General features: G+C 56.7%; 22 protein-coding genes. 9 read left to right on the top strand and 13 right to left on the bottom strand.

The features are described from left to right. Nucleotides 1–4: 4 nt before the first annotated feature. From ACR0NN_RS00140 to ACR0NN_RS00150, 3 genes are all read right to left on the bottom strand, one after another. Entirely contained in the window at nt 5–829 is an 825-nt protein-coding gene (locus tag ACR0NN_RS00140) for an arginyltransferase (protein ID WP_170683531.1), read from the bottom strand. Between the two features lie 75 nt (nt 830–904). After that, a complete protein-coding gene (locus ACR0NN_RS00145) occupies nt 905–1,336 on the bottom strand; it encodes an RDD family protein (RefSeq protein ID WP_170683532.1) in 432 nt (143 codons plus the stop codon). A gap of 64 nt (nt 1,337–1,400) precedes the next feature. Beyond that, a complete protein-coding gene (locus ACR0NN_RS00150; protein WP_170683533.1) occupies nt 1,401–1,826 on the bottom strand; it encodes a DUF2852 domain-containing protein in 426 nt (141 codons plus the stop codon). A 294-nt stretch (nt 1,827–2,120) separates the two neighbouring features. On the opposite strand from ACR0NN_RS00150, the gene ACR0NN_RS00155 reads away from it, so the two are divergent. From ACR0NN_RS00155 to ACR0NN_RS00180, 6 genes are all read left to right on the top strand, one after another. Further along, the gene (locus ACR0NN_RS00155; protein ID WP_170727928.1) at nt 2,121–3,188 is read left to right on the top strand and encodes a hypothetical protein; all 1,068 of its coding nucleotides are present in this window, start codon (nt 2,121–2,123) and stop codon (nt 3,186–3,188) included. A 112-nt stretch (nt 3,189–3,300) separates the two neighbouring features. Then, nucleotides 3,301–3,690, top strand: coding sequence for a nuclear transport factor 2 family protein (locus ACR0NN_RS00160; protein ID WP_170727929.1), 390 nt, complete (start codon nt 3,301–3,303; stop codon nt 3,688–3,690). Next, nucleotides 3,687–6,479, top strand: coding sequence for a [protein-PII] uridylyltransferase family protein (locus ACR0NN_RS00165; protein ID WP_170727930.1), 2,793 nt, complete (start codon nt 3,687–3,689; stop codon nt 6,477–6,479). Before ACR0NN_RS00160 ends, ACR0NN_RS00165 begins: the two co-directional genes overlap by 4 nt. Further along, nucleotides 6,466–6,738, top strand: a complete 273-nt coding sequence (locus ACR0NN_RS00170) for a hypothetical protein (RefSeq protein WP_170727931.1) — start codon at nt 6,466–6,468, stop codon at nt 6,736–6,738. Before ACR0NN_RS00165 ends, ACR0NN_RS00170 begins: the two co-directional genes overlap by 14 nt. Nucleotides 6,739–6,779: 41 nt before the next feature. Next, the gene (locus ACR0NN_RS00175; RefSeq protein ID WP_170727932.1) at nt 6,780–7,982 is read left to right on the top strand and encodes an RSP_2647 family RNA methyltransferase; all 1,203 of its coding nucleotides are present in this window, start codon (nt 6,780–6,782) and stop codon (nt 7,980–7,982) included. Next, nucleotides 7,979–8,521, top strand: coding sequence for an RSP_2648 family PIN domain-containing protein (locus ACR0NN_RS00180; RefSeq protein WP_170727933.1), 543 nt, complete (start codon nt 7,979–7,981; stop codon nt 8,519–8,521). Before ACR0NN_RS00175 ends, ACR0NN_RS00180 begins: the two co-directional genes overlap by 4 nt. A gap of 68 nt (nt 8,522–8,589) precedes the next feature. On the opposite strand, the gene ACR0NN_RS00185 is transcribed toward ACR0NN_RS00180, so the two are convergent. The 7 genes from ACR0NN_RS00185 to ACR0NN_RS00215 form a co-directional block, all read right to left on the bottom strand. Beyond that, nucleotides 8,590–9,279 carry a M48 family metallopeptidase gene (locus ACR0NN_RS00185; RefSeq protein ID WP_170727934.1) on the bottom strand — a complete coding sequence of 230 codons (690 nt, stop codon included), beginning with the start codon at nt 9,277–9,279 and terminating at the stop codon, nt 8,590–8,592. 85 nt (nt 9,280–9,364) lie between these two features. Beyond that, nucleotides 9,365–11,173 (bottom strand): AAA family ATPase, encoded by a 1,809-nt coding sequence (locus tag ACR0NN_RS00190; protein WP_480683674.1) that lies wholly within the window; start codon nt 11,171–11,173, stop codon nt 9,365–9,367. Between the two features lie 161 nt (nt 11,174–11,334). After that, the gene (locus ACR0NN_RS00195) at nt 11,335–12,519 is read right to left on the bottom strand and encodes a vWA domain-containing protein (RefSeq protein ID WP_170718537.1); all 1,185 of its coding nucleotides are present in this window, start codon (nt 12,517–12,519) and stop codon (nt 11,335–11,337) included. A gap of 4 nt (nt 12,520–12,523) precedes the next feature. After that, the gene (locus ACR0NN_RS00200) at nt 12,524–12,673 is read right to left on the bottom strand and encodes a hypothetical protein (protein ID WP_170718530.1); all 150 of its coding nucleotides are present in this window, start codon (nt 12,671–12,673) and stop codon (nt 12,524–12,526) included. 24 nt (nt 12,674–12,697) lie between these two features. Then, nucleotides 12,698–14,062, bottom strand: a complete 1,365-nt coding sequence (locus ACR0NN_RS00205) for a DUF2927 domain-containing protein (protein WP_170718539.1) — start codon at nt 14,060–14,062, stop codon at nt 12,698–12,700. Further along, complete coding sequence (locus tag ACR0NN_RS00210; protein ID WP_170718541.1) at nt 14,059–14,508, bottom strand: GNAT family N-acetyltransferase; 450 nt, start codon at nt 14,506–14,508, stop codon at nt 14,059–14,061. The genes ACR0NN_RS00205 and ACR0NN_RS00210 overlap by 4 nt, the downstream gene beginning before the upstream one ends. 89 nt (nt 14,509–14,597) lie before the next feature. Continuing rightward, entirely contained in the window at nt 14,598–15,443 is an 846-nt protein-coding gene (locus ACR0NN_RS00215) for an AAA family ATPase (protein ID WP_170718544.1), read from the bottom strand. Nucleotides 15,444–15,818: 375 nt separating this feature from the next. On the opposite strand from ACR0NN_RS00215, the gene dksA reads away from it, so the two are divergent. Then, nucleotides 15,819–16,241, top strand: coding sequence for an RNA polymerase-binding protein DksA (dksA, locus tag ACR0NN_RS00220; RefSeq protein ID WP_039537084.1), 423 nt, complete (start codon nt 15,819–15,821; stop codon nt 16,239–16,241). Between the two features lie 71 nt (nt 16,242–16,312). Continuing rightward, entirely contained in the window at nt 16,313–17,464 is a 1,152-nt protein-coding gene (locus ACR0NN_RS00225) for an FAD-dependent monooxygenase (protein ID WP_170718547.1), read from the top strand. Between the two features lie 4 nt (nt 17,465–17,468). Here the strand turns inward: ACR0NN_RS00225 and xth are convergent, their stop codons facing one another. Together xth and ACR0NN_RS00235 are read right to left on the bottom strand one after the other, a co-directional pair. Then, complete coding sequence (gene xth / locus ACR0NN_RS00230) at nt 17,469–18,248, bottom strand: exodeoxyribonuclease III (protein WP_170718549.1); 780 nt, start codon at nt 18,246–18,248, stop codon at nt 17,469–17,471. 280 nt (nt 18,249–18,528) lie between these two features. Then, nucleotides 18,529–18,852, bottom strand: coding sequence for a HesB/IscA family protein (locus ACR0NN_RS00235; RefSeq protein WP_170348987.1), 324 nt, complete (start codon nt 18,850–18,852; stop codon nt 18,529–18,531). Nucleotides 18,853–18,928: 76 nt separating this feature from the next. Here ACR0NN_RS00235 and ACR0NN_RS00240 point away from each other — a divergent pair, with 76 nt between their 5' ends. Beyond that, complete coding sequence (locus tag ACR0NN_RS00240; protein WP_170718551.1) at nt 18,929–20,086, top strand: deoxyguanosinetriphosphate triphosphohydrolase; 1,158 nt, start codon at nt 18,929–18,931, stop codon at nt 20,084–20,086. Here the strand turns inward: ACR0NN_RS00240 and ACR0NN_RS00245 are convergent. Continuing rightward, nucleotides 20,068–20,619, bottom strand: a complete 552-nt coding sequence (locus ACR0NN_RS00245) for a molybdopterin-binding protein (protein ID WP_170718561.1) — start codon at nt 20,617–20,619, stop codon at nt 20,068–20,070. The two genes, ACR0NN_RS00240 and ACR0NN_RS00245, sit on opposite strands and share 19 nt — an antisense overlap. Nucleotides 20,620–20,650: the final 31 nt, after the last annotated feature.

Here is a 20,650-nt window from a genome sequence, read left to right on the forward strand (position 1 = left end):
CGGATTAACCTTTGGTGGGATGGCGGTCGGGCAATTGGATATTGGCCACTTGCTCGGCAATGGGGGCTGAGGACAAGGGGTGATGAGCCGTCTGCGCATACTGCTCGGGATTTTCGATCCGCTGCCACTCACCTTGAATATAAACCTGCAAGCCGGCGAATTTGGCCTTGTACCCCATCTTGGGGCTGCCCGGCACCCAATAGCCCAGGTAGATATAGGGCAGCCCGGCCTCGCGCGCGATCTCGATATGGTCGAGGATCATATAGGTGCCTAAAGAGTTTTGCTGAAACTCCGGGTCATAGAATGAATAGACCATGCTCAGCCCGTCATCCAGAACATCGGTCAGGCTGACGGCGATCAATTCGCCGGTTTCGGGATCGGCATATTCAACCACGCGGCTGCGGATTGGGGTTTCCTCGATCATCGCGGCGAACTCGAACACGTCCATGTCGGCCATGCCACCATCCGCGTGACGCTCATCCAGATAGCGGCGGAACAGGTCAAACTGCTCATCCGTCGCCCAGGGCGAGGTGGCGCGCCGGGTCAGATAGGAATTACGCTTATAGGCACGTTTCTGGCTTTTGCTTGGTTGAAAGGCTGCGACTTCGATGCGGGCGGAAAGACAAGCGGCACAATCGGTGCAGGATGGACGGTAGAGCACGTTCTGCGAGCGGCGAAACCCTTGTTGCGACAGGCAATTGTTCAACTGGTCTGCGCCGTCACCCTGCAAGGCGGTAAACAGCTTACGCTCCATCCTGCCCTCAAGGTAAGGGCAGGGTTGGGGTGCCGTCACATAGAATTGTGGCGCAATTGGCAGCGTGTGTCGCATGAAGGTCCCGCATTTCCTCGGGACCGATGATAGCAACGGTTTTGGGCGCCGCCAAGTGCTTCACTCAGGCGTTTTTTAAGCGCGCTGGTTGATCATTACCGTGCCAAGGAAGGCATCGGTCAGGCCCTGGCAGCGGGCGCTGGTCATCATCATGATGACCGAGATGACTTGCAAAACAGGAAACGCCATGCTGACGAAATAGCCTGCCGTATGCGCGACCGCCTTGCCCGTATCCATCCGGGCACCAAATGCGTCGCGCAACTCGATCCCCATGAACCGCATCCCCAAAGTGGCCGAGCCGTTGGCGATGGTAACGACGCGGTACACAAAGCTGACCACGGCGTAGATCAAGGCCAGAATGAAGAAGCCCATGCCAAACGTTAGCAGAATCGCGACCGTGCAAAGCAGCGAGATAAAGGCGATATCAAACAGCCACGCGAAAAAGCGCTTGGTTGCCACGGATTGATAGAATTCGGGCTGGCTGTCGGGATCAGGCAGATGAGACATGTAGTTTAGTCCAGGTCGTGTGCGGGAACACCCTGTCCCGAAGATCGGGGCAGGGCAAGGGCTATCAGGCAGGCTTTTCGCCAGTATCGGTGTCGTCGCGATTGTCGCGTGCGCGTTCGTCCATGAACTCGTCGAACTCGGCCTTGTCCTTGGCTTCACGCAGGCGGTGCAGGAAGGCCTCAAAGTCCTTCTGCTCGCGCTCCAACCGGGCCAGGGTGTCGGCCTTATACGCATCAAACGCGCTGTTGCCCGAGGGTTTCATGGCACTCATGTGGCTGTTCCACGACGAACGACGGCTACAGGATTTGCTGAACATGCGTTTGCTCCAGATCATATAGGCAAGAAAGGCCAGGCCGATGGGCCAGAAGAAGATAAAGCCAAGGACCATTGCGGCGATCCAGGCGCCTTTGCCTTTGCTATCAAGCCAAGCTTCGCTTCGGTGCAGCCACCCCGGGTTTTGGGGAACGGCGTGGTCGGACAATGCGGTCATGTGCTCTCTCCAGTTAGGATGTAAATGCTTTTCACATTTCCTAGATGGGAGGGGTGCAAGGGTGATGCAAGGGGTAATGTGAAAAAGATTTACATTTTGGGAAAATCGGTCTTTTGAGCAATGTGAATATTGGTGAAGCAAGAATGCTTGACTAACCCGGGCAATTCGATTGGGCGGTGCAAGCGAGAAGTTAAGGGCCCGATTAAGATCTCTTAATAATCAACCCCTTCGCTAGCGGTCGGGGATTATGTGCATACATAAATCTGACTTTGGGCGGAAAGGGAGGCCGTGGAAATGAATGCCTTAAACATGTCGCAATGGTCATTTCGGCCAGAGGATGAATTCACCTTAGCGTTTGATGCGAGCAGTGGTTCGGACGCGGATTTAGATATCTTAACGGATGGAGCGATGGCGGTGCCTCAACCGGATCTGGGCGCCGTCGTCTCGGTCAGCACCGTTGCTGCGCTGGATCACAGTGCAAATTCGAGCAACCCTATTGAGCTTCCGTTTACGAACCTCGATCCCAGCGATCAGGAGGGCAAAGATGATCTGCCCGATATCGATCTTCACACGCTTTCAAATGGATCAATGGAGGCTGAAGTTGAAGTTTATAACTGGGCAGGCGGGCTTGAAGCAGAGTTCTACCTGGTAGCCACGAACCACCAGATGGAGTCTGGTGAAAGCGTCGCGCAGATTTCCGAGCTGTTCCACGTTCAGGAAATAGAGGTTGATACTGTGAACCTGAATGGAAGGGACCTGATCGTTTCTTACGAGACCAATTCCGCCTTTGGGTTTGAAGGCTCGTTTTATGGTCAGTCGGCTCAGTTTCATCATCTTTCGATCAACTCAGAGAGTGGTGAATCGTTCCGCGCAGACATGTTTCAAGCGAATGGCGATCCGGTATTGACGTCATATGGGTATTACGAAACCGTCGAGATCGCAGGTGAGCTCTATCAAAACGGGATTACTGATTTCACCCTCGGATTCGAGGTTTCTTACGAGCTCGAGATGGTTGGGTTCGGATCATATATGCTCGAGGCCACGGTCTCAATCTATGGCGAGATAAACTATGACAATGGGATAACCCGACCGGTTCAGTTTGAAGAATACTGGAGAACACCTTTCCCGGATCTTGAGAGTGTAGAGTTCGGCCATGTTCCGGATGGCCTGTCAGATCAACTCACGATGCTAAAGTTTAGTCTGGGCGACGCCTGGGACGAGTTAGCGAATTTGAACGATCTGCTGGAGGCAGCATTTGTTCAGTTTCGTGAGGATGGGCACTATGACGAATGGGATTTGGCTGAACAGGGGATTGAAAATCCGTTCACTTTCGATTTGCCGCCGGTGGATCAGTGGGTATAACGATTTGGTCAAACGGCCCTTTCTGCTGTTCCTACGGACAGGGCAAAGCCAAATCTGACCGATCATGTGCGCAGGTCGCATCTGATGTTCAGCTGTCACAAGTCAAAGGCAAATGGAAAACATCGATAACAGCAGCCCACCGTCACTCGATCAAATTCTCACGCTGGAAAAGCAGGTATGGACGGCGTTGGTCGAGGGCAATGCTGAGGCTGACCGGGCGCTGCTAAGCCCGGATTTTCTGGGCGTCTATCCGACCGGGTTCGCCAATCGGGATGATCATGTTGGCCAATTCGCCGATGCACCGACAATGTCGAACTATGAGCTGTCCGAGGTCAAGCTGCGGGTTCTGACGTCAGATATCGTGCTTTTAAGCTATCGGGCGGACTATACGCGTCCGGATGCACCTGATGCCGAGGCCATGCTGATTTCGTCGCTATGGGAGCGGCGCCATGACGTCTGGATCAACACCTTCAGTCAGGACACACCGCTGGAACGGTCATGAGCCAGCCTCTTGCCATCACACGCATGCCGCGTGCGTTTCATCCTGATCTGGGTCAGGAGACGCGATCTGCACTGCCCGATCTGACGGCCGAGCAGGGCGAGTTGATCGTTGGCACTGCCGGCTCCAGCCCCTACCTGAAAGGGTTGATTGATCAAGAAAAGTATTGGCTGCCGCATGCGCTGCAGCAACCGGATCAGGCACTAGCAGAGGTGATGGAGGTAGCGCGCGCGCTGCCGCCGGATCAGCTAAAGCCTGGTCTGCGGCAGGCGAAACGGCGAATGGCCTTGCTGACCGCGCTGGCAGATCTGGCAGGGGCGTGGCCGCTGGAAAAGGTTACCGGCGCGCTGACGGATTTTGGCGCGCTGGCTGCTGATGTGGCCGCAAAGGCCGAGATTGCAGCGTTGATCCGACGCGGGAAACTGCCGGGGATGACCCTGGATGACGTCGAAACTGCGGCTGGCATGGTCATTCTGGCCATGGGCAAGATGGGTGCGCATGAGCTGAATTATAGCTCGGATATCGATCTCATCGTGCTGTTTGACGAGACGCGTTTCGACCCGGATGATTTCTATGATGCCCGGCAGGGTATGGTGCGCGCTACACGGAATTTCTGTGCCACGCTCAGCGACAAGACCGCGGATGGCTATGTGTTTCGCACCGATCTGCGTCTGCGACCTGACCCGGCGGTCACGCCCGTCTGTCTGGCGATGGAGGCGGCTGAGCGGTACTACGAAAGCCTTGGGCGCACATGGGAACGCGCGGCTTACATCAAGGCGCGCCCCTGTGCGGGAGATATCGTGGCAGGGCAGCGGTTTCTCGATGCGTTGCGCCCGTTTGTCTGGCGGCGGCACTTGGATTTTGCTGCGATTCAAGACGCCCATGATATGCGTCTGCGCATTCGCGAGAATAAGGGAACGGGCGGCAGCCTTTCGATCCCCGGCCACGACATGAAGCTGGGGCAGGGTGGTATTCGCGAGATCGAATTCTTCACCCAAACACGCCAGCTGATCGCGGGCGGGCGTGATCCTGATCTGCGCGTGCGAGGCACTGTTCCTGGGCTGGCGGCGCTTGCGGCGAAGGGCTGGGTGCCCGAAGACGTGGCCGAGAAGCTAACCGATCACTACCGCGCCCATCGCGAGGTCGAGCATCGCATACAGATGGTGCATGACGCGCAGACCCATAAGATGCCGAACTCAGAAGACGGTATAGAACGGGTTGCCTGTCTGATGGGGGTCAGTAGCGCCGAACTGACCGCCGATCTCACCGAACGTTTGACCGAGGTCCATGAACTGACCGAGGGGTTCTTTGCCCCCGGGCCGGGCGCGGCACCTGCGCCAGGGGAAGAGGTTGAATTCGACAAGGGCGTACTGGCCCGTTGGCCTACTTATCCGGCGCTGCGATCGCAAAGGGGTGCCCGGATCTTTGAACGCCTCAGACCCGAGCTTTTATCGCGTCTGTCAAAGACCGCAAAACCCGAAGAAGCGTTGTTGGCGATGGACGGGTTTCTGGCGGGATTGCCGGCGGGGGTTCAGCTGTTTTCGTTGTTCGAGGCGAACCCGCACTTGATTGATCTGTTGGTCGATATCGTTGGAACGTCGCACGCACTTGCAACCCATCTGTCACGCAATGCCTCGGTCTTTGACGCGGTTATAGGTGGCAGTTTCTTCAGCGACTGGCCCGGGCTTACGTCCTTGCAGGCCGATCTGGCGCAGGCTTTGTCAGAAGAAAGCGACTATGAGACACAGCTCGATCTGGCGCGACGATGGTGCAAGGAATGGCACTTTCGCATCGGTGTACACCATCTGCGCGGACTGATCGACGGGGTGCAAGCGGGGCAGCAATATGCTGAACTGGCGCAAGCCGTCATTGCGGCCGTTTTGCCCCATGTTGTAGACCAATTTGCCCAAAAGCACGGGCCTGCGCCGGGTCGCGGGGCAGCAGTTCTGGGCATGGGCTCGCTTGGGGCAGGGCGGATCAACTCGCAATCCGATCTGGATATGATCGTTATATACGATCCGTTGGATCAGGATATGTCTGATGGCCCCCGTCCTCTGGCCACGCGAACCTATTTCGCCCGTTTCACCCAAGCCCTGATCACCGCGCTCAGCGCGCCGATGTCGCAGGGCAGACTTTACGAGGTCGACATGCGCCTGCGCCCCTCGGGCAATCAGGGGCCGGTGGCCACAAGTTGGGCAAGCTTCACCAACTACCAACAGAATGAAGCCTGGGTGTGGGAGCATCTGGCCCTGACACGCGCCCATGTGGTTGCAGGCGACGCCGGGCTGGCCGAGGATATCGAAGCCTTCCGTGCCGGGTTTCTGTCGCAACCGCGCGACCGCGATAAAGTGCTGAAGGAAGTCGCAGAGATGCGCGGACGGCTGGCCGCCGCCAAAGCCCCCGCTGGGGTTTGGGACGCCAAGAACGGGCCGGGCCGGATGATGGATATCGAACTGATCGCTGAAACTGGGGCGCTGCTGGCCGGACTGCCCCAACGCGATGTGCATTCGGGCCTGGATGGCGCGGTCGCTACTGGTCTGCTGGATGTCGCGCAGGCGCAAACCCTCAAGGACAGTTACGATCTATGCTGGTCGGTGCAATGTGCAGCGCGGTTGCTGTCGGGCAAGGTGATCGAGGCCGACAAGATTGGTGAGGGCGGCACCGCGTTTCTCTGCCGGGCGACTGGATTTGATCAGGTCGAACAGCTGCAATCTGCATTGCAAGACAGTTACAGCACCGCAGCCGATCTGATTGGCACGGTTGTCGGAGGGAATGAAAATGGCACGCAGTGATGATCCAAACGACCACAAGGGTCTGATCCGCGAGGCGTATCGCATCGAAGGTATCACTTTGCCTGAATGCCGCAGCATCTTTCTGGACTGGGCGCTGAGCCTGCCCGAAGACCGGGATCAGCAACAGGCCCTGAGCGCGCTGCACACGGGCTATTCCGCGCAGGCGGCGGATCATCCGATGACGCAGGTACTGGCCGAAGGTCTGCAGGCTGCCCAAGCCCCCAAACGGCGCGGCGGCTGGCGCAAGCGCAATCGTTAACGGGGCTTTCGCACCCGTTCATTCGCGATTATGAGGGCGCCATGACAGACCAATCCGACCGCCCCCGTATCCGATTGAAACCCAAGGCCAATGCGCGCGGCCTGCGCCATGGGTTTCCTTGGGTCTACGCCAATGACATCGTTACAGACCGTCGAACCCGCAAGATTTCGGCAGGGGCTTTGGCTGTGTTGGAGGATGACAAACGCGCCCCAATCGCTCTGGTCGCGGTGAATCCGGCCTCAAAAATCATGTGCCGGGTGCTAGACCGTGATATCAACGCGCAGTTGGATGCGGAATGGTTCGAAACTCGTCTGCACCGCGCGCTCGGGATGCGCGAGCGCCTGTTCGATGCGCCTTACTATCGTCTGATCCATGCTGAGGCGGATGGGTTTCCCGGCGTCATAATCGACCGGTTCGGGGAGGCCTGCGTGATCCAGCCCAACGCGGCCTGGGCCGAAGCGCATCTCGAAGCCTTGACCGATGCGCTGGTCAGGGTGACCGGCATAAGCACCGTGCTCAAGAACGCCACAGGCCGCACGCGCGGGCTGGAAGGGTTGGACGACGTCAATCTGACCTTGCGCGGCACCGCGCCAGATGAGCCTCTTCCTGTGCCAATGAATGGTGCCACATACATGGCTGACCTGACCGGAGGGCAGAAAACCGGATTGTTCTACGATCAACGCCCAAACCATGCCTTTGCTGCCCGGTTGGTTCATCCAAAGGCGCAGGTGCTGGATGTGTTCAGCCATGTCGGCGGCTTTGGTCTGGCCATGCTGGCAGGTGGCGCTGCACAAGCGTTGTCGGTTGATGGCTCGGCAGCGGCGTTGGGATTGGCTGCCCAAGGTGCAAAAGCCTCAGGATTTGCTGACCGTTTCCAAATCCGGCAGGGCGATGCCTTCGATGTGCTGACCAAACTCGGCGAAGAAGGCGCGACATTCGACGTCGTCATCTGTGATCCCCCAGCCTTTGCGCCTTCGAAACAGGCGCTGGACGCGGGTTTGCGTGCGTATGAACGCATCGCGCGTCTGGCGGCCCCGCTGGTCAAACCGGGTGGATATCTTGGCCTATGTTCCTGTTCTCATGCCGCTGATTTGGGACGGTTCCGCGATGCGTCTTCCCGCGGGATCGGGCGGGCAGGGCGGCAGAGCCAACTGATCCACACAGGCTTTGCTGGACCGGACCATCCGCAACTGCCACAACTGGCAGAAAGCGGTTACCTCAAAGCCGTGTTCTACCGGCTGTGAAAGCAGTTCTGGATACCTGCGTCATTTATCCGACAGTGATGCGAGAGATGTTGCTGGGCGCTGCTAAGCTTGGCCATTTCACCCCTGTCTGGTCAGCGCGCATCCTGGAAGAATGGGCCCGCGCCGCCCGCAAGCTCGGCCCCGAAGGGGAAGCACAGGCCCGCGCTGAGATAGCATTGGTTCAGGCCCAATGGCCAGGTGCTGAGCAACCGGCCAGCCACGGTACTGAACAGCGCCTTTGGCTGCCGGATACTACTGACATTCATGTTCTGGCAACGGCGGTCACCAGCTCGGCAGATGTCATTGTCACTGTCAATGCCAAGGACTTTCCCAAGAATATACTGGCCGAGGAGGGGCTTCATCGTCGCGATCCCGACGGGCTGCTGCATGAATTCTGGCTGTCGGAATCAGAGGGTCTGACGCAGATCGCCACCACTGTCCTTGCCGAAGCCAACCGCCTATCCGGCGATCAATGGACCCTGCGCAGCTTAATGAAAAAAGCGCGTCTGCCGCGCCTTGGCAAAGCTCTGAGCAGCTAATTCGGGATCCCATTCATCTGGCCAAAAATATCCCGGGGAGCGCGAGGGGCTGGCCCCTCGCTGCGATCCTAACCTCCTGCGCCCCACTTTTGCTCAAGAACTTCCAACGCCGCGATCCGCTCATCCGTTTTTGGATGGCTCATCAACCACGCGGGAACGACGCCTGCACGCTGCTGCGTCAAATCCTCAAGCTTGTGAAACAAAGATTTCTGCGGCCCAATCCCGATGCCGGCCTTGGTCAAAAGCGCGGCTGCATATTCGTCAGCTTCATATTCGTCGCTCCGCGACAAACGAGAGGCCAGCAGATGCGTCAACATATTGGCGATCCATGCACCGATGAAGGGGATGAAGCGGTTCAGAAGCATCATCAATGCGGCGCGCAGGGCGTTCTGACCTGAAAAATCAATCATTCGCCGACGCGCGTGGCCAAGGGCCACATGGCCTAGTTCATGTGCAATCACGCTCGCCATTTCCTCTGCCGAAACTTCGCCATTGCGGAATTTGCGATAAAACCCACGCGTGATGAATATCCGCCCGTCCGGCGCGGCCAGCCCGTTAACGGGATCGATTTCATAGATATAGACGGGGACCCGGTCAATTTCCAATGCCGCCGCCAGCCGGTCAGTCATGCGTTTTAGCGCAGGGTCGGCCAACTCGGTGGACTTTGCATCCAACTCACGATGTGTGCGCCAGACGGAAATCCGGTACATAACAACCGCATATGCGATGGCCAACAGAATGGGGGTTAGACGCAGCATGAGTTTGATATGGGCGACCAGCCCCTTTGAGGCAAGCGGTAACTAGATTCTTACGTCCGATCAGAACGCGCAGCTTACAACAAAACTACTTGCCAGGAGACGGCAGGTGCAGGTTCGAATGAAACTCGGAAAGCGATTGCTTGGTCAGAAACGAGCCCTTCGAAGCCTCAAAAAATGCGCGTTCAGCTTCTTTCTCGGCGACCAGAGTGTCCACTCTCAAGTCCTTAATTTCAGCCCTCAGATAGTCACGCGATTCTTCATAGGATTCTGCGTCACTGAGTTCATCCTCAAGTGCACTGAGATCGTCATCATAGTTCGGATCTGCGGGATCAAGCGCGGCGATATCGTCAGAAATGTCTTCACTACTGCGGCCATCGTAGCTCTCGTTCAGCTCGCGCAGTTCACCGCGCGCCTCATAGAGGTCTCCGCGCAAGTCATAATAAGCTTCTGCCGCAGCCTGATAGTTCGCAATCTTGCCGACATTGCTGTTGGGTGAAGCATTGCGGAACGCCGGTGCCGCTGCTTTGGACGCATTCAGGTTACGCAGTTTATCCGAGCCATAGGGATCGGTGATCGCCGCAACAAGTGGGTCGCGGTAAAAGCGGTAGCGCTTTTTCGTATGATCAGCAGTTAGCCTGTCATAACGCAGTTGAAAGCTGGTTTCTTCGTAGTTCTTTTTAACGTGCGAATAGTCGTAGTCATCGAGGTCGTAAGTCACCGGTTGTATCGTCGCCCCGTCCTTGTTCCGGTAGCGCGGCTGAGGAAGATCGAGATATCCGTGGAATTCGCCCAGGGTCCCCTTAGTCAGTGACCTCCCTTTTGACGCGTCAAAGAACGCGGATTCTGCATCCTGCAAAGCGTCGCGTGTTTCGTATCTCAGATCCCTTACTTCTTCGCGCAAATTGTCACGCGATTCTTCATAGGATTCTGCGTCACTGAGTTCATCCTCAAGTGCACTGAGATCGTCATCATAGTTCGGATCTGCGGGATCAAGCGCGGCGATATCGTCAGAAATGTCTTCACTACTGCGGCCATCGTAGCTCTCGTTCAGCTCGCGCAGTTCACCGCGCGCCTCATAGAGGTCTCCGCGCAAGTCATAATAAGCTTCTGCCGCAGCCTGATAGTTCGCAATCTTGCCGACATTGCTGTTGGGTGAAGCATTGCGGAACGCCGGTGCCGCTGCCTTGGACGCATTCAGGTTACGCAGTTTATCCGAGCCATAGGGATCGGTGATCGCCGCAACAAGTGGGTCGCGGTAGCGAGGCTTGCCAGGCTTCTTTTCGTCATAGCGCTTGTTGCTATAATCTGTCCGAGCAACGGGTCTTGGGGAATATTCAACCGGAGCAACCGACGCCTTGCGGTAGGTTTTCTTTACCCGGTTCGCGCTTGCCTTTGTTTTTACCCGTGAACGTTTGCCGAATAGCTGCTCGACATCGCGTTTAAATTCTCTTCCAATGCCCGCAAGTGTGGTTCTTTGGACTTTGCCTTTCCGCCCCTTGTTTTTAGCCGAGGTATAGGTCGACCGGTGGGACTTTGGCTTTTGCTTCTTGTTAAACCCGAATGCTTTCTCCGTACGTCGCGCATTGGACTTGGCCTTGCCGAAATCTTTGCCAGCGCTCTTGGCACCCTGACCTTTGCCGTATTTCCCTTTGTCGCTGCCTTTGTTGCCGTCGCTGCCCTTTCCGGACTTTCCCTTGCCTTTGTTGCCGTCGTTGCCTTTTCCAGAACTACCCTTGCCTCCGCCGCGACCCTTTCCATTCCCATTACTTTTGTCGTTCTTGGCATACGCCGCATCAGGGGCAAGTATCAAAGTTGCGGTGGCGCCCGATGCCACCACCAGCGCCGTAACGATCAAAACGGATGTCAGAATACTGCGAATTTTAGAATTGGTCATCTCGGCCCCCCAGCCTCAACTCACTCGTTGTATATCACGAAATCGAAAGAGGCGGGGAAATTTGCAGGGATTGTTTCCTGTGGGGCGAATTTAAGGCGCTTGCGGCTGCATGTTTGGCTGATTGTTTCCAAATATCGGCGTAGCCAGAGTTCATTCGACCCTTACCGCGTCAGTTCCTGCATTCCATGCTCCAGCCCGGCCAACGTCATCGGCACCATACGATCTTCGAAAATCTCACGGATCATGCCGATCGAGTGGGTGTATTCCCAATACTTCTCGGGCACCGGGTTGATCCACAAGTTTGACGTCCATTGCTCTCTTGCACGATCTAACCACACCTGGCCGGATTCAGAGTTCCAATGCTCATTTGCGCCACCGGGATAGGCGATCTCGTACGGGCTCATCGAAGCGTCGCCGACGAAGATACATTTGTAGTCCGGCCCGTATGTGCGCAGCACCTCATGCGTAGGCGTTTGCTGGTTCCAGCGGCGGCGGTTGTCGCGCCAAACGCCCTCGTACAGGCAATTGTGGAAGTAGTAATATTCCAGATGTTTGAACTCGGTCCGCGCGGCAGAGAACAGTTCTTCCACCACCTTTATGTGCGGGTCCATCGAGCCGCCGACATCCAGAAATAAAAGCACCTTGACGGCGTTATGCCGCTCGGGGCGAGTTTTGACGTCAAGATAGCCATGCTCGGCCGTGGCGCGGATTGTGCCATCCAGGTCCAACTCTTCCGCCGCACCTTCGCGCGCCCAGCGGCGCAGGCGTTTCAGCGCGACCTTGATGTTGCGAGTGCCGAGTTCAACCGTATCGTCGAGGTTCTTGAATTCGCGCTTATCCCAGACTTTGACGGCGCGCTGGTGGCGGCTTTCTTTCTGACCGATGCGCACGCCTTCGGGATTGTAGCCATAAGCCCCGAACGGAGAGGTTCCGGCGGTTCCAATCCATTTGTTGCCACCCTGGTGACGGCCTTGCTGATCCTTGAGCCGCTCGCGCAGCGTGTCCATCAACTTATCGAACCCGCCCAGTGCTTCGATCTCGGCCTTTTCTTCATCCGAGAGATGCTTTTCAGCCATCTTTGCCAACCATTCAGCGGGGATGTCGACAGCCTCGAGCACCTGATCGAAACTGATCTCGCCCAATCCTTCGAAACTGGCGGCAAAGGCGCGGTCGAACTTGTCGATGTTGCGTTCGTCTTTCACCATCGAAACGCGGGCGAGATAGTAGAACGCTTCGACATCGTAAGTGGCGAGGCCCTTCTTCATCCCCTCCAGAAAAGTCAGATATTCTCGTAAGGAAACAGGAATACCAGCTTTTCGAAGGTTCTCAAAAAAGGGCAGGAACATCTCGCTAAACCAGTCGAACCAAGACCAGTGAAATCACGAGACCGACCAGCGCAAAAGCAATCCCGTAACCGGCCGCGTATTGCGCCATATCCGCACCGCTGCCGTTACGTTTGCGCGCCGTCCTGACGCCCAGTAGAGCGCCCAGAAGAGCCATGCCCAAAACCACTACCATAAATCTTTATCCGCCCGTGTTTGTGGCGGTGGATTGCGCGATATCCTGAGTTACCGAGCGCGCCACCAAATCCGAGCCAAAGCCGTAACGCGCCCATCCGATACTGTCCAGACGAACGCTGCGTGCCTGATCGATTTGGCCTGACTGACGCAGGGCTTCGGATTTAAGCAACAGCAAGGTCGCGAGCAAGGCCGCGTTCTCGGATCGGGTCATGACATCAATTGCGTTGTTCAACTCGGGCAGCGCGTCCGAGCCCTTACCCTGCGCCAGCGCAAACGCGGCTGTCTGTGCTGTGATATGCGCGCGCTGCACCTCGGTTCCCGGAGTGGCCTTTAGGTACTGCATGGCGATATCATATTGTCGTTGCGCCGCTTCGGGGTCGTCGAACTGTCCCATCCGACCCATAAGGTAATGCGGATACGCGCGGCGATGGTCTGTCCAGCCTTGTTGCTGCCCGATCCGTGCAGCCTCTTTTGCTGCGTTGAGACGCTTGGCGGATCCCGCCCCGGCCCCCAGCGCCCGCTGAACCGCATTGATCCACGCGCGTGGCGTCTCGGATACCGGTTGCGATGCAACCCGATCGCCGCGCGGGTTCAGACGGCTGAGTACACCGGGCAGAACAGCTGCGACCTGTTCGCGGGTCATGCCGTTCTGCAACTCGGGGGCATAGGCCGTGCGCAGGATCAACATGTCGAACCCGGTCAGAACCGTGTGAAAATTGTCGTCATTGAACACTGAATCCGGCAGGCGGTAGAGGTCGTTCAGCGGCCCCAGCGCCTGTGCCAATTCTTCGTGCAGACAATCGCGGATTTCCTGCGGACTGGCGTCGTAGGGGATGAAAATTCCGATGCGTTCGCGGCTGCGCAACTCGGTCCAGTTGCTTTTGCTTTTGCGCCTGTCGCGACGGTATTCTTCCAGGCTGGAAGAGTTTGGCACCACGAAACAGGCTGCTTCTGGTAGGATACGGCGGATTTGCTTCTGGCTGACGGCCTCGATGGTGATATTCGCCTGACTTTCCGGAACCTGCCGAATGTCGATCCGCGCCTCGCGTTGCAGCCGGGTCAGCAATCGGCTGAGGTCGGTCTGCATCGTTGGAGGGGGCGTTCCGGTCAGACGCACCGTGATCGGTTCGTCAAACCGGGTGAAGACCGGCAGTTCCGCGCCGCTCTCCAGCGCAAAATGCAGCGACAGAAAATCTGCCGCGATGTTCTTGTTAGAGCGGGCAGGCGGGCTAGGACGGGCGGCTCCGAAGGTCTTGGAGGGGGGCAGAGAAGCTTCGATCATCTTGGTTCGGGTCGGAACCTCGACCCGGTCAACGGTGGTGCAGGCGGACAAAGCCGCCAGCGCAATGGCTGCCCCCAAACGCATCATGGGCGCTGATACTTCAGGAATGGCGACAACTTGCCGATGCGATCATAAAGTTTGCGCGCGGTATGGTTGTTTTCCTGTGTCAACCAATAGACCGAAGGGGCCTCTTGTCGGTCCGCTTCGTCATAGACTGCCTGAATCAGAGCACGGCCAACGCCGGTCCCACGTGCGTCAGGACGGGCATAGAGATCTTGCAGATAACAGACCCTCTCAACCTTCCAAGCGTGGCGGTGAAACAGATAATGCGTCAGCCCGATCAGGCGGTCTTCTGTTTCAGCCACAAAGCAAGAAAAGTCATTCGGATCATCACCTAAGAGGCGCGCAAAGGTACTCTCGAAGGTCGAATCCGGCACCTCAGTTTCATAAAATGCCAGATAATCGCACCACATTTCGGCCCATTGATCCCAGTCGTCTGGGCGCAAAGGGCGTATCGCTGGGGCGGTCGTCATGTGGTGGTTTCCTGCTCTTGTTGCCCGATTGATGCGGGGCTTTCATTGACGCAATGCTGACACCCGTTCGATGCGATGGCAAGCAGTGATCAGCGCTTACTGCGCGCCATAAAGGCCAAACGCTCAAACAGATGCACGTCCTGCTCATTTTTGAGCAGCGCGCCGTGCAATTTCGGCAAGGCATTGGCCCCATCGCGCTTGAGGTCCTCGGCGCTCAGATCCTCGGCCAAAAGCAGTTTCAACCAGTCCAGCACCTCAGAGGTCGAAGGCTTTTTCTTCAACCCCTGCGTTTCGCGGATTTCATAGAACTGGGTCAGCGCGGTGGTCAGCAAGGCGTCCTTGATGCCGGGATGATGCACTTCGACGATGCGACGCATCGTGGCCTCATCCGGAAAGCGGATATAGTGGAAGAAACAACGGCGCAAGAACGCGTCGGGCAGTTCTTTTTCGTTGTTTGACGTGATGATCACGATAGGGCGGTGTTTGGCACGGATGGTTTCGCCGGTCTCATAGACATGGAACTCCATCTTATCGAGTTCCTGCAACAGGTCGTTGGGAAACTCGATATCCGCCTTGTCGATTTCATCGATCAGCAGAACGACCTTTTCATCCGCGTCAAACGCCTGCCACAGCTTGCCCTTGCGGATATAGTTCGACACGTCGTGCACGCGCTCATCACCCAGCTGACTGTCACGCAGGCGGCTGACGGCGTCGTATTCGTACAGGCCCTGCTGCGCGCGTGTGGTGGATTTCACGTTCCACTCGATCATTGTCAGTCCCAACGCGCCTGCGACCTGTTTCGCAAGCTCGGTTTTGCCTGTTCCGGGCTCTCCCTTGACCAGCAACGGGCGCTCCAGCGTGACGGCGGCGTTCACGGCAATATTCAGATCGTCGGTGGCAACATACTCTGCGGTGCCTTGAAAACGTGCGGTCATGGGACCCCTCATGTGATGTTCGGGCTGGGCTTGCATTGCTCGGGTTACAGAGCGGCAACATTTTTTACAAGCCGGACCGCAGCGTCGCAAAGCAGAGAATTCATGCCAGTGTCTGGTCCATTCGGGCGATTCGCATAGGTCAGAATACCTTATGGGTTGAACGTGCCTGAAAATCGCCTTGTGTTAACCACAGAAAAACAAGGTTTTGTTGTTATAAGTCTCAATGTTAGAGCAGGCGGAGTGACGCGGCGGCGGGCGACACGTTTGTGTAGTGACAATCTTAGCGCCGTCAGATAAACGCTCCGCAGAAGGGGGTGCCGAATGTCAGGTAATACTACAGCGACCGACGTTTCAGGCCATACCGAGGGAGCAAATATGAAGCAGGAAGTTTTTCTGCCGGAAGATTATCGCCCGGCCGAAGATGAACCTTTCATGAATGATCGTCAGCTTGAATATTTTCGTCGCAAGCTGATGGATTGGAAGACAGAATTACTCGCAGGCAGCCGTGATACGATCGAAGGTCTGCAAGACAACACCCGTAACATTCCCGATGTCGCCGACCGCGCAAGCGAAGAGACCGACCGCGCGTTGGAACTGCGCACCCGGGATCGTCAGCGCAAGCTGGTGGCAAAGATCGACTCGGCCCTGCGCCGGATTGACGAGGGCGAATACGGGTATTGCGAAAAAACCGGTGATCCGATCTCGCTCAAGCGTCTGGATGCGCGCCCAATCGCGACGATGACGTTGGAGGCGCAAGAGCGTCACGAGCGCCGCGAAAAGGTCCACCGCGACGATTGATCGCTGGATTGACTGGAAAAACATAAACGCCGGGGCCTGTCGCCTCGGCGTTTTTGCGTTATGGCTGGGCCATGAAGATCAACGGTCTCAAATTCGGCGTCATCGGCGGCGGCATCGGCGGCATCGCGTCAGCGCTGGCATTGCGGCAGCGCGGGGCCGATGTAACTGTTTTTGAAAAGGCAAAAGAACTTACCGAAGTCGGCGCGGGTCTGCAGATCAGTGAAAACGGAATGGTTGTACTGCGCGCTCTGAACGTTGTGGACGAAACGCCGCAAGCTGGTTTGCGCTCCTACGGAACGCTACTACGCGATTATCGGGTAGGCAGGTCTGTCAGCGAGATACCGGCTCCGTCTGCTGGACCGACCTATTATTATCATCGTGCCGATTTACTGGGCTTGTTGCACAAAGCAGCGCTACTTGAGGGTGTCGAGTTTCGATTGGGTATGCGAGTTGCACAAGTAAGAAAGCACCCGTCCGAAGCCGAGATTGTTTTGACAGACGGCACCAGAATCCGCGTCGATTGCGTAATTGCCGCAGATGGCGGGCGAAGCGAAATCCGCAGCAAATTCAGCGGTCCCGAAACGCCAGAGTTCACGCATCAGGTTGCCTGGCGGGCAACAATCCCCTGGGCGCGCCGCGATCAAAAGCCATATGCTGTTCTGACCATGGGGCCAGGACGACATGTCGTAACATATCCTTTGCGCGACCATACGATGATGAACGTTGTTGCGATCGAAGAGCGGTCTGATTGGCAGGAAGAAGGTTGGCAACGGCGCGGCGACCCTGATGAATTACGAGCGCGATTTTCAGACTTTGGAGGGCTGGTTGGGGACATTCTCGGACAAGTTCAGGAAACAAATATCTGGGCATTGTTCCTTCGGCCTGTCGCGGGCAGCTGGCAAAACGGGCGCGTTGCTTTGCTGGGGGATGCTGCCCATCCAACGTTGCCATTTATGGCGCAAGGGGCTTGCCTCGCGCTGGAAGACGCATGGATGTTAGCTCGGTCATTCGATGAGCAGCCCGGCATTCAGCAAGCGCTTGCCGCTTATGAAACGCGCCGCAAGCCTCGTACCCGGAAGGTTGTTGCTGCCGCCGGAGCCAATGCTCGCAACTTCCACCTGCGCGGGCCTATGCGTTTGGCTGCGCAGGCTGCATTGATGGCGATTGGCCCGCACTTGGCGCGCAAGTATGAGTGGATCTATAGTTACGACGTGACGGCCTGAGGCCTCACAGATCAAGGTCAACCCAGACCGGCACATGGTCTGATGGTTTTTCATGTCCACGGATCTCGGAATCGATGCGACAATCCCGCATCAGATCAGCTGCTTGCGGGGTCAGCAGAAAGTGGTCAATGCGAATACCGTCATTCTTGTTCCAGGCCCCGGCTTGGTAATCCCAAAATGAATAATGCCCGGGTCCTTGCGTGCAGGCGCGGAACGCTTCGGTGAACCCGAGATTCAGGATTTTCCGAAATGCCGCGCGGCTCTCTGGTCGAAACAGCGCGTCCTCGCGCCATGCGTCAGGTCGCTTTGCATCTTCGGGTTGCGGAATGATATTGTAGTCCCCGGCCATAAGCGCAGGTTCTTCCGAAGCCATCAGATCACGTGCCCGATCATATAGACGCTCCATCCAGGCAAGCTTGTAGTCATATTTCGGCCCCGGTACCGGATTGCCGTTTGGCAGGTACAGCCCACAGATACGCAGTGCCTTCTTTCCAATGACAGTCGCTTCGATCCAGCGCGCCTGCTCGTCACTGTCGTCACCGGGTAGCCCGCGAGATACATCTTCAAGCGGCAGTTTTGAGAGGATCGCGACGCCGTTGAAGCTTTTTTGCCCGTGGGTTTCTACATTATACCCGCGCTCTTCAAACATCTCGCGCGGGAAGTTTTCGTCGATGGATTTGATTTCCTGAAGCATCACGACATCTGGTTGTGCCTCATCCAACCAGCGCGGAAGCGCTTCGGCCCGAGCCTTGATCCCGTTAATGTTGAACGTGGCGATTTTCATGCGCGATCCTCCGGTGCCTATGGCAACCTATCGCGCAGAATAAACGCGACGGCAAGCTGCTGGACATGTTAGCGAGGCTCTGCCTCGCGCTCCGGGATATTTTTGGCCAGATGAAGAAACGGATCATTAACCAAAAACGGTGAAATTGATTGAGCGGTACAGGCGGGGACGCCGATGACCGCGCCGGGTGAAGCTCTCTGATTTATGTGGTCAGAGAGCGGATCCCTCTTCATCTGGCTAAAAATATCCTGGGGGTGTGGGGGCAAAGCCCCCACTAGAACTACATCGAAAAAGACGTGCCGCAGCCGCAAGAAGATGTGGCGTTGGGATTTTCGATCACAAAGCGTGCGCCGATCAATTCTTGCGTGAAATCAATCACCGCGTTTTCCAGAAATGGCAATGAAATTGAATCGACAATGACTTTCTGTCCTTTGCCTTCCAAAACCAAATCATCGTCTTTCGGTTCATCCAGGGCGATTTCGTATTGAAATCCGGAACATCCGCCGCCTTCCACCGCAACCCTCAGGGCTTGCCCCTGATCAGCGGCGCCTATTTCGGCCAGACGATCAAAGGCGCGTTCTGTGACTGTTGGGGGCAGATTCATGCCAATCTCCAAAGGTTTATTTCCTTAGCGACGTACAATATATGAAACCTGAAGACAGGCGACAAGGACAAGACCTTTGGACAGAGCGGGTTTTGCCTCGGATCCAAGCCGCGCACGGGGGCGGCTGGTGCCAGAGGAGGAAAGCAGTTTCCGATCATGCTTTCAGCGCGACCGGGACAGGATCATTCACGCCAGCGCGTTTCGGCGGCTCAAGCACAAGACACAGGTGTTTGTGGAGCATGAGGGCGATAGTTATCGAACCCGTCTGACGCATTCGATCGAAGTCGCACAGGTGGCACGTACGATCGCTGGTGCTTTGGGTCTGAATGCCGAACTGACCGAAGCGGTTGCGCTGGCACATGACCTTGGTCATACACCGTTTGGGCATACGGGCGAAGATGCGCTGCACGCGTTGATGAAGCCCTATGGTGGATTTGACCACAATGCTCAGGCGATCCGGATCGTGACCAAGCTCGAACGTCATTATGCTGAGTTTGATGGCTGCAACCTGACCTGGGAATGCCTCGAAGGCATCGCCAAGCACAACGGGCCGGTAGAGGGTGAACTCCCTTGGGCCTTGGCCGAATGCAACGCGGGTTTCGATCTTGAGCTTTACACCCACGCCAGCGCCGAGGCGCAGGTGGCGGCATTGTCGGATGATATCGCTTATAACAACCATGATTTGTTGGATGGATTGCGCGCAGGTCTTTTCACCGATGAAGAAATACAGCAATTGCCCATTGTGGGTGACTGCTATGCAGAAGTGGATCGTAAGTATCCGGACCTCGATTTCTATCGCCGCAGGCATGAGGCGCTGAGGCGCGTATTCGGAGTGATGGTTTCAGATGTCATCGACACATCGCGCAGTTTGATCACGCATTCTGGGGCACAATCGGTCGAGGATATTCGCCATCTCGGGTATCCGGTGGTACAGTTCTCGGCTGAACTCTGGGCGCAACTCAAGGATATCAGGGCGTTTCTTTTCAACCAGATGTACCGCGCACCCAGTGTGATGAAAGTGCGTGCCGAGGTCGGTAAGGTGGTCGAAGACTTGTTCCCGATCTATCTAGCGGACCCAAAGCAAATGCCAAAGCGGTGGCACTCGGATATCGAGGCTGCAGACAGTGAAACCGCCTTGGCACGTATCGTGTCGGACTATATTGCCGGGATGACCGATCGGTTCGCTTTACAGGATCATGCGCGGCTGACCGGAGATCATTCGATCGCGATATAGGCGATGGCCCAGACCTGCTGACCGGACTGTTCTTGTGCAAGTTCGGGGTCATTGGTGGGCGGGAAAACGATCATGGTGGGGCCATATCCACCGATCCCCATCGGGGCGCCATCCGCACGGGTTGCGATGATTGGCCGATGTGTGGTGATGCTTTGCCACGGGATTTCAGCCTGATATCCATCCATCGCCATGGGCTTGGCGGTCTTGCCTTCGGCACCAGTCATCTGCATGACAGCTGACAGGCGCGGGCCCGAAAAACGAATGTCTCGCTGGTTACCCTCGGGGCCATAAGAGATCGTGATCTCGATTTGCTCCAGTGCATCCAGCATTGTGGCGTCGAATCCCGCTGCGCCGCTATGTTCGACCTCAAGGTAGCTCAAAAGCCCGCCATCATTCTCGCCGCGCGCGGGAAGATTGGTCTCGGTCACTGCACCGCCGAGAGTTACCAGCACATGCCCGACAGGCGCGGGCATATCCGCCCAGAGTGAAGAAGCGGTGGTCAGACACAGGGCAAGAGGCAGGGCAAGGCGCATAGGGGGACTCCGGTAGATCAATATGGCGACA

The sequence above is a fragment of the Ruegeria sp. BA2 genome (assembly GCF_056539605.1).

Bases quoted from the DNA above. Each gene is read 5' to 3' on its own strand.
- ACR0NN_RS00140 (WP_170683531.1), bottom strand. From the start codon at position 829: ATGCGACACACGCTGCCAATTGCGCCACAATTCTATGTGACGGCACCC.
- ACR0NN_RS00145 (WP_170683532.1), bottom strand. From the start codon at position 1,336: ATGTCTCATCTGCCTGATCCCGACAGCCAGCCCGAATTCTATCAATCC.
- ACR0NN_RS00150 (WP_170683533.1), bottom strand. From the start codon at position 1,826: ATGACCGCATTGTCCGACCACGCCGTTCCCCAAAACCCGGGGTGGCTG.
- ACR0NN_RS00155 (WP_170727928.1), top strand. From the start codon at position 2,121: ATGAATGCCTTAAACATGTCGCAATGGTCATTTCGGCCAGAGGATGAA.
- ACR0NN_RS00160 (WP_170727929.1), top strand. From the start codon at position 3,301: ATGGAAAACATCGATAACAGCAGCCCACCGTCACTCGATCAAATTCTC.
- ACR0NN_RS00165 (WP_170727930.1), top strand. From the start codon at position 3,687: ATGAGCCAGCCTCTTGCCATCACACGCATGCCGCGTGCGTTTCATCCT.
- ACR0NN_RS00170 (WP_170727931.1), top strand. From the start codon at position 6,466: ATGGCACGCAGTGATGATCCAAACGACCACAAGGGTCTGATCCGCGAG.
- ACR0NN_RS00175 (WP_170727932.1), top strand. From the start codon at position 6,780: ATGACAGACCAATCCGACCGCCCCCGTATCCGATTGAAACCCAAGGCC.
- ACR0NN_RS00185 (WP_170727934.1), bottom strand. From the start codon at position 9,279: ATGCTGCGTCTAACCCCCATTCTGTTGGCCATCGCATATGCGGTTGTT.
- ACR0NN_RS00190 (WP_480683674.1), bottom strand. From the start codon at position 11,173: ATGACCAATTCTAAAATTCGCAGTATTCTGACATCCGTTTTGATCGTT.
- ACR0NN_RS00195 (WP_170718537.1), bottom strand. From the start codon at position 12,519: ATGTTCCTGCCCTTTTTTGAGAACCTTCGAAAAGCTGGTATTCCTGTT.
- ACR0NN_RS00200 (WP_170718530.1), bottom strand. From the start codon at position 12,673: ATGGCTCTTCTGGGCGCTCTACTGGGCGTCAGGACGGCGCGCAAACGT.
- ACR0NN_RS00205 (WP_170718539.1), bottom strand. From the start codon at position 14,062: ATGATGCGTTTGGGGGCAGCCATTGCGCTGGCGGCTTTGTCCGCCTGC.
- ACR0NN_RS00210 (WP_170718541.1), bottom strand. From the start codon at position 14,508: ATGACGACCGCCCCAGCGATACGCCCTTTGCGCCCAGACGACTGGGAT.
- ACR0NN_RS00215 (WP_170718544.1), bottom strand. From the start codon at position 15,443: ATGACCGCACGTTTTCAAGGCACCGCAGAGTATGTTGCCACCGACGAT.
- dksA (WP_039537084.1), top strand. From the start codon at position 15,819: ATGAAGCAGGAAGTTTTTCTGCCGGAAGATTATCGCCCGGCCGAAGAT.
- ACR0NN_RS00225 (WP_170718547.1), top strand. From the start codon at position 16,313: ATGAAGATCAACGGTCTCAAATTCGGCGTCATCGGCGGCGGCATCGGC.
- xth (WP_170718549.1), bottom strand. From the start codon at position 18,248: ATGAAAATCGCCACGTTCAACATTAACGGGATCAAGGCTCGGGCCGAA.
- ACR0NN_RS00235 (WP_170348987.1), bottom strand. From the start codon at position 18,852: ATGAATCTGCCCCCAACAGTCACAGAACGCGCCTTTGATCGTCTGGCC.
- ACR0NN_RS00245 (WP_170718561.1), bottom strand. From the start codon at position 20,619: ATGCGCCTTGCCCTGCCTCTTGCCCTGTGTCTGACCACCGCTTCTTCA.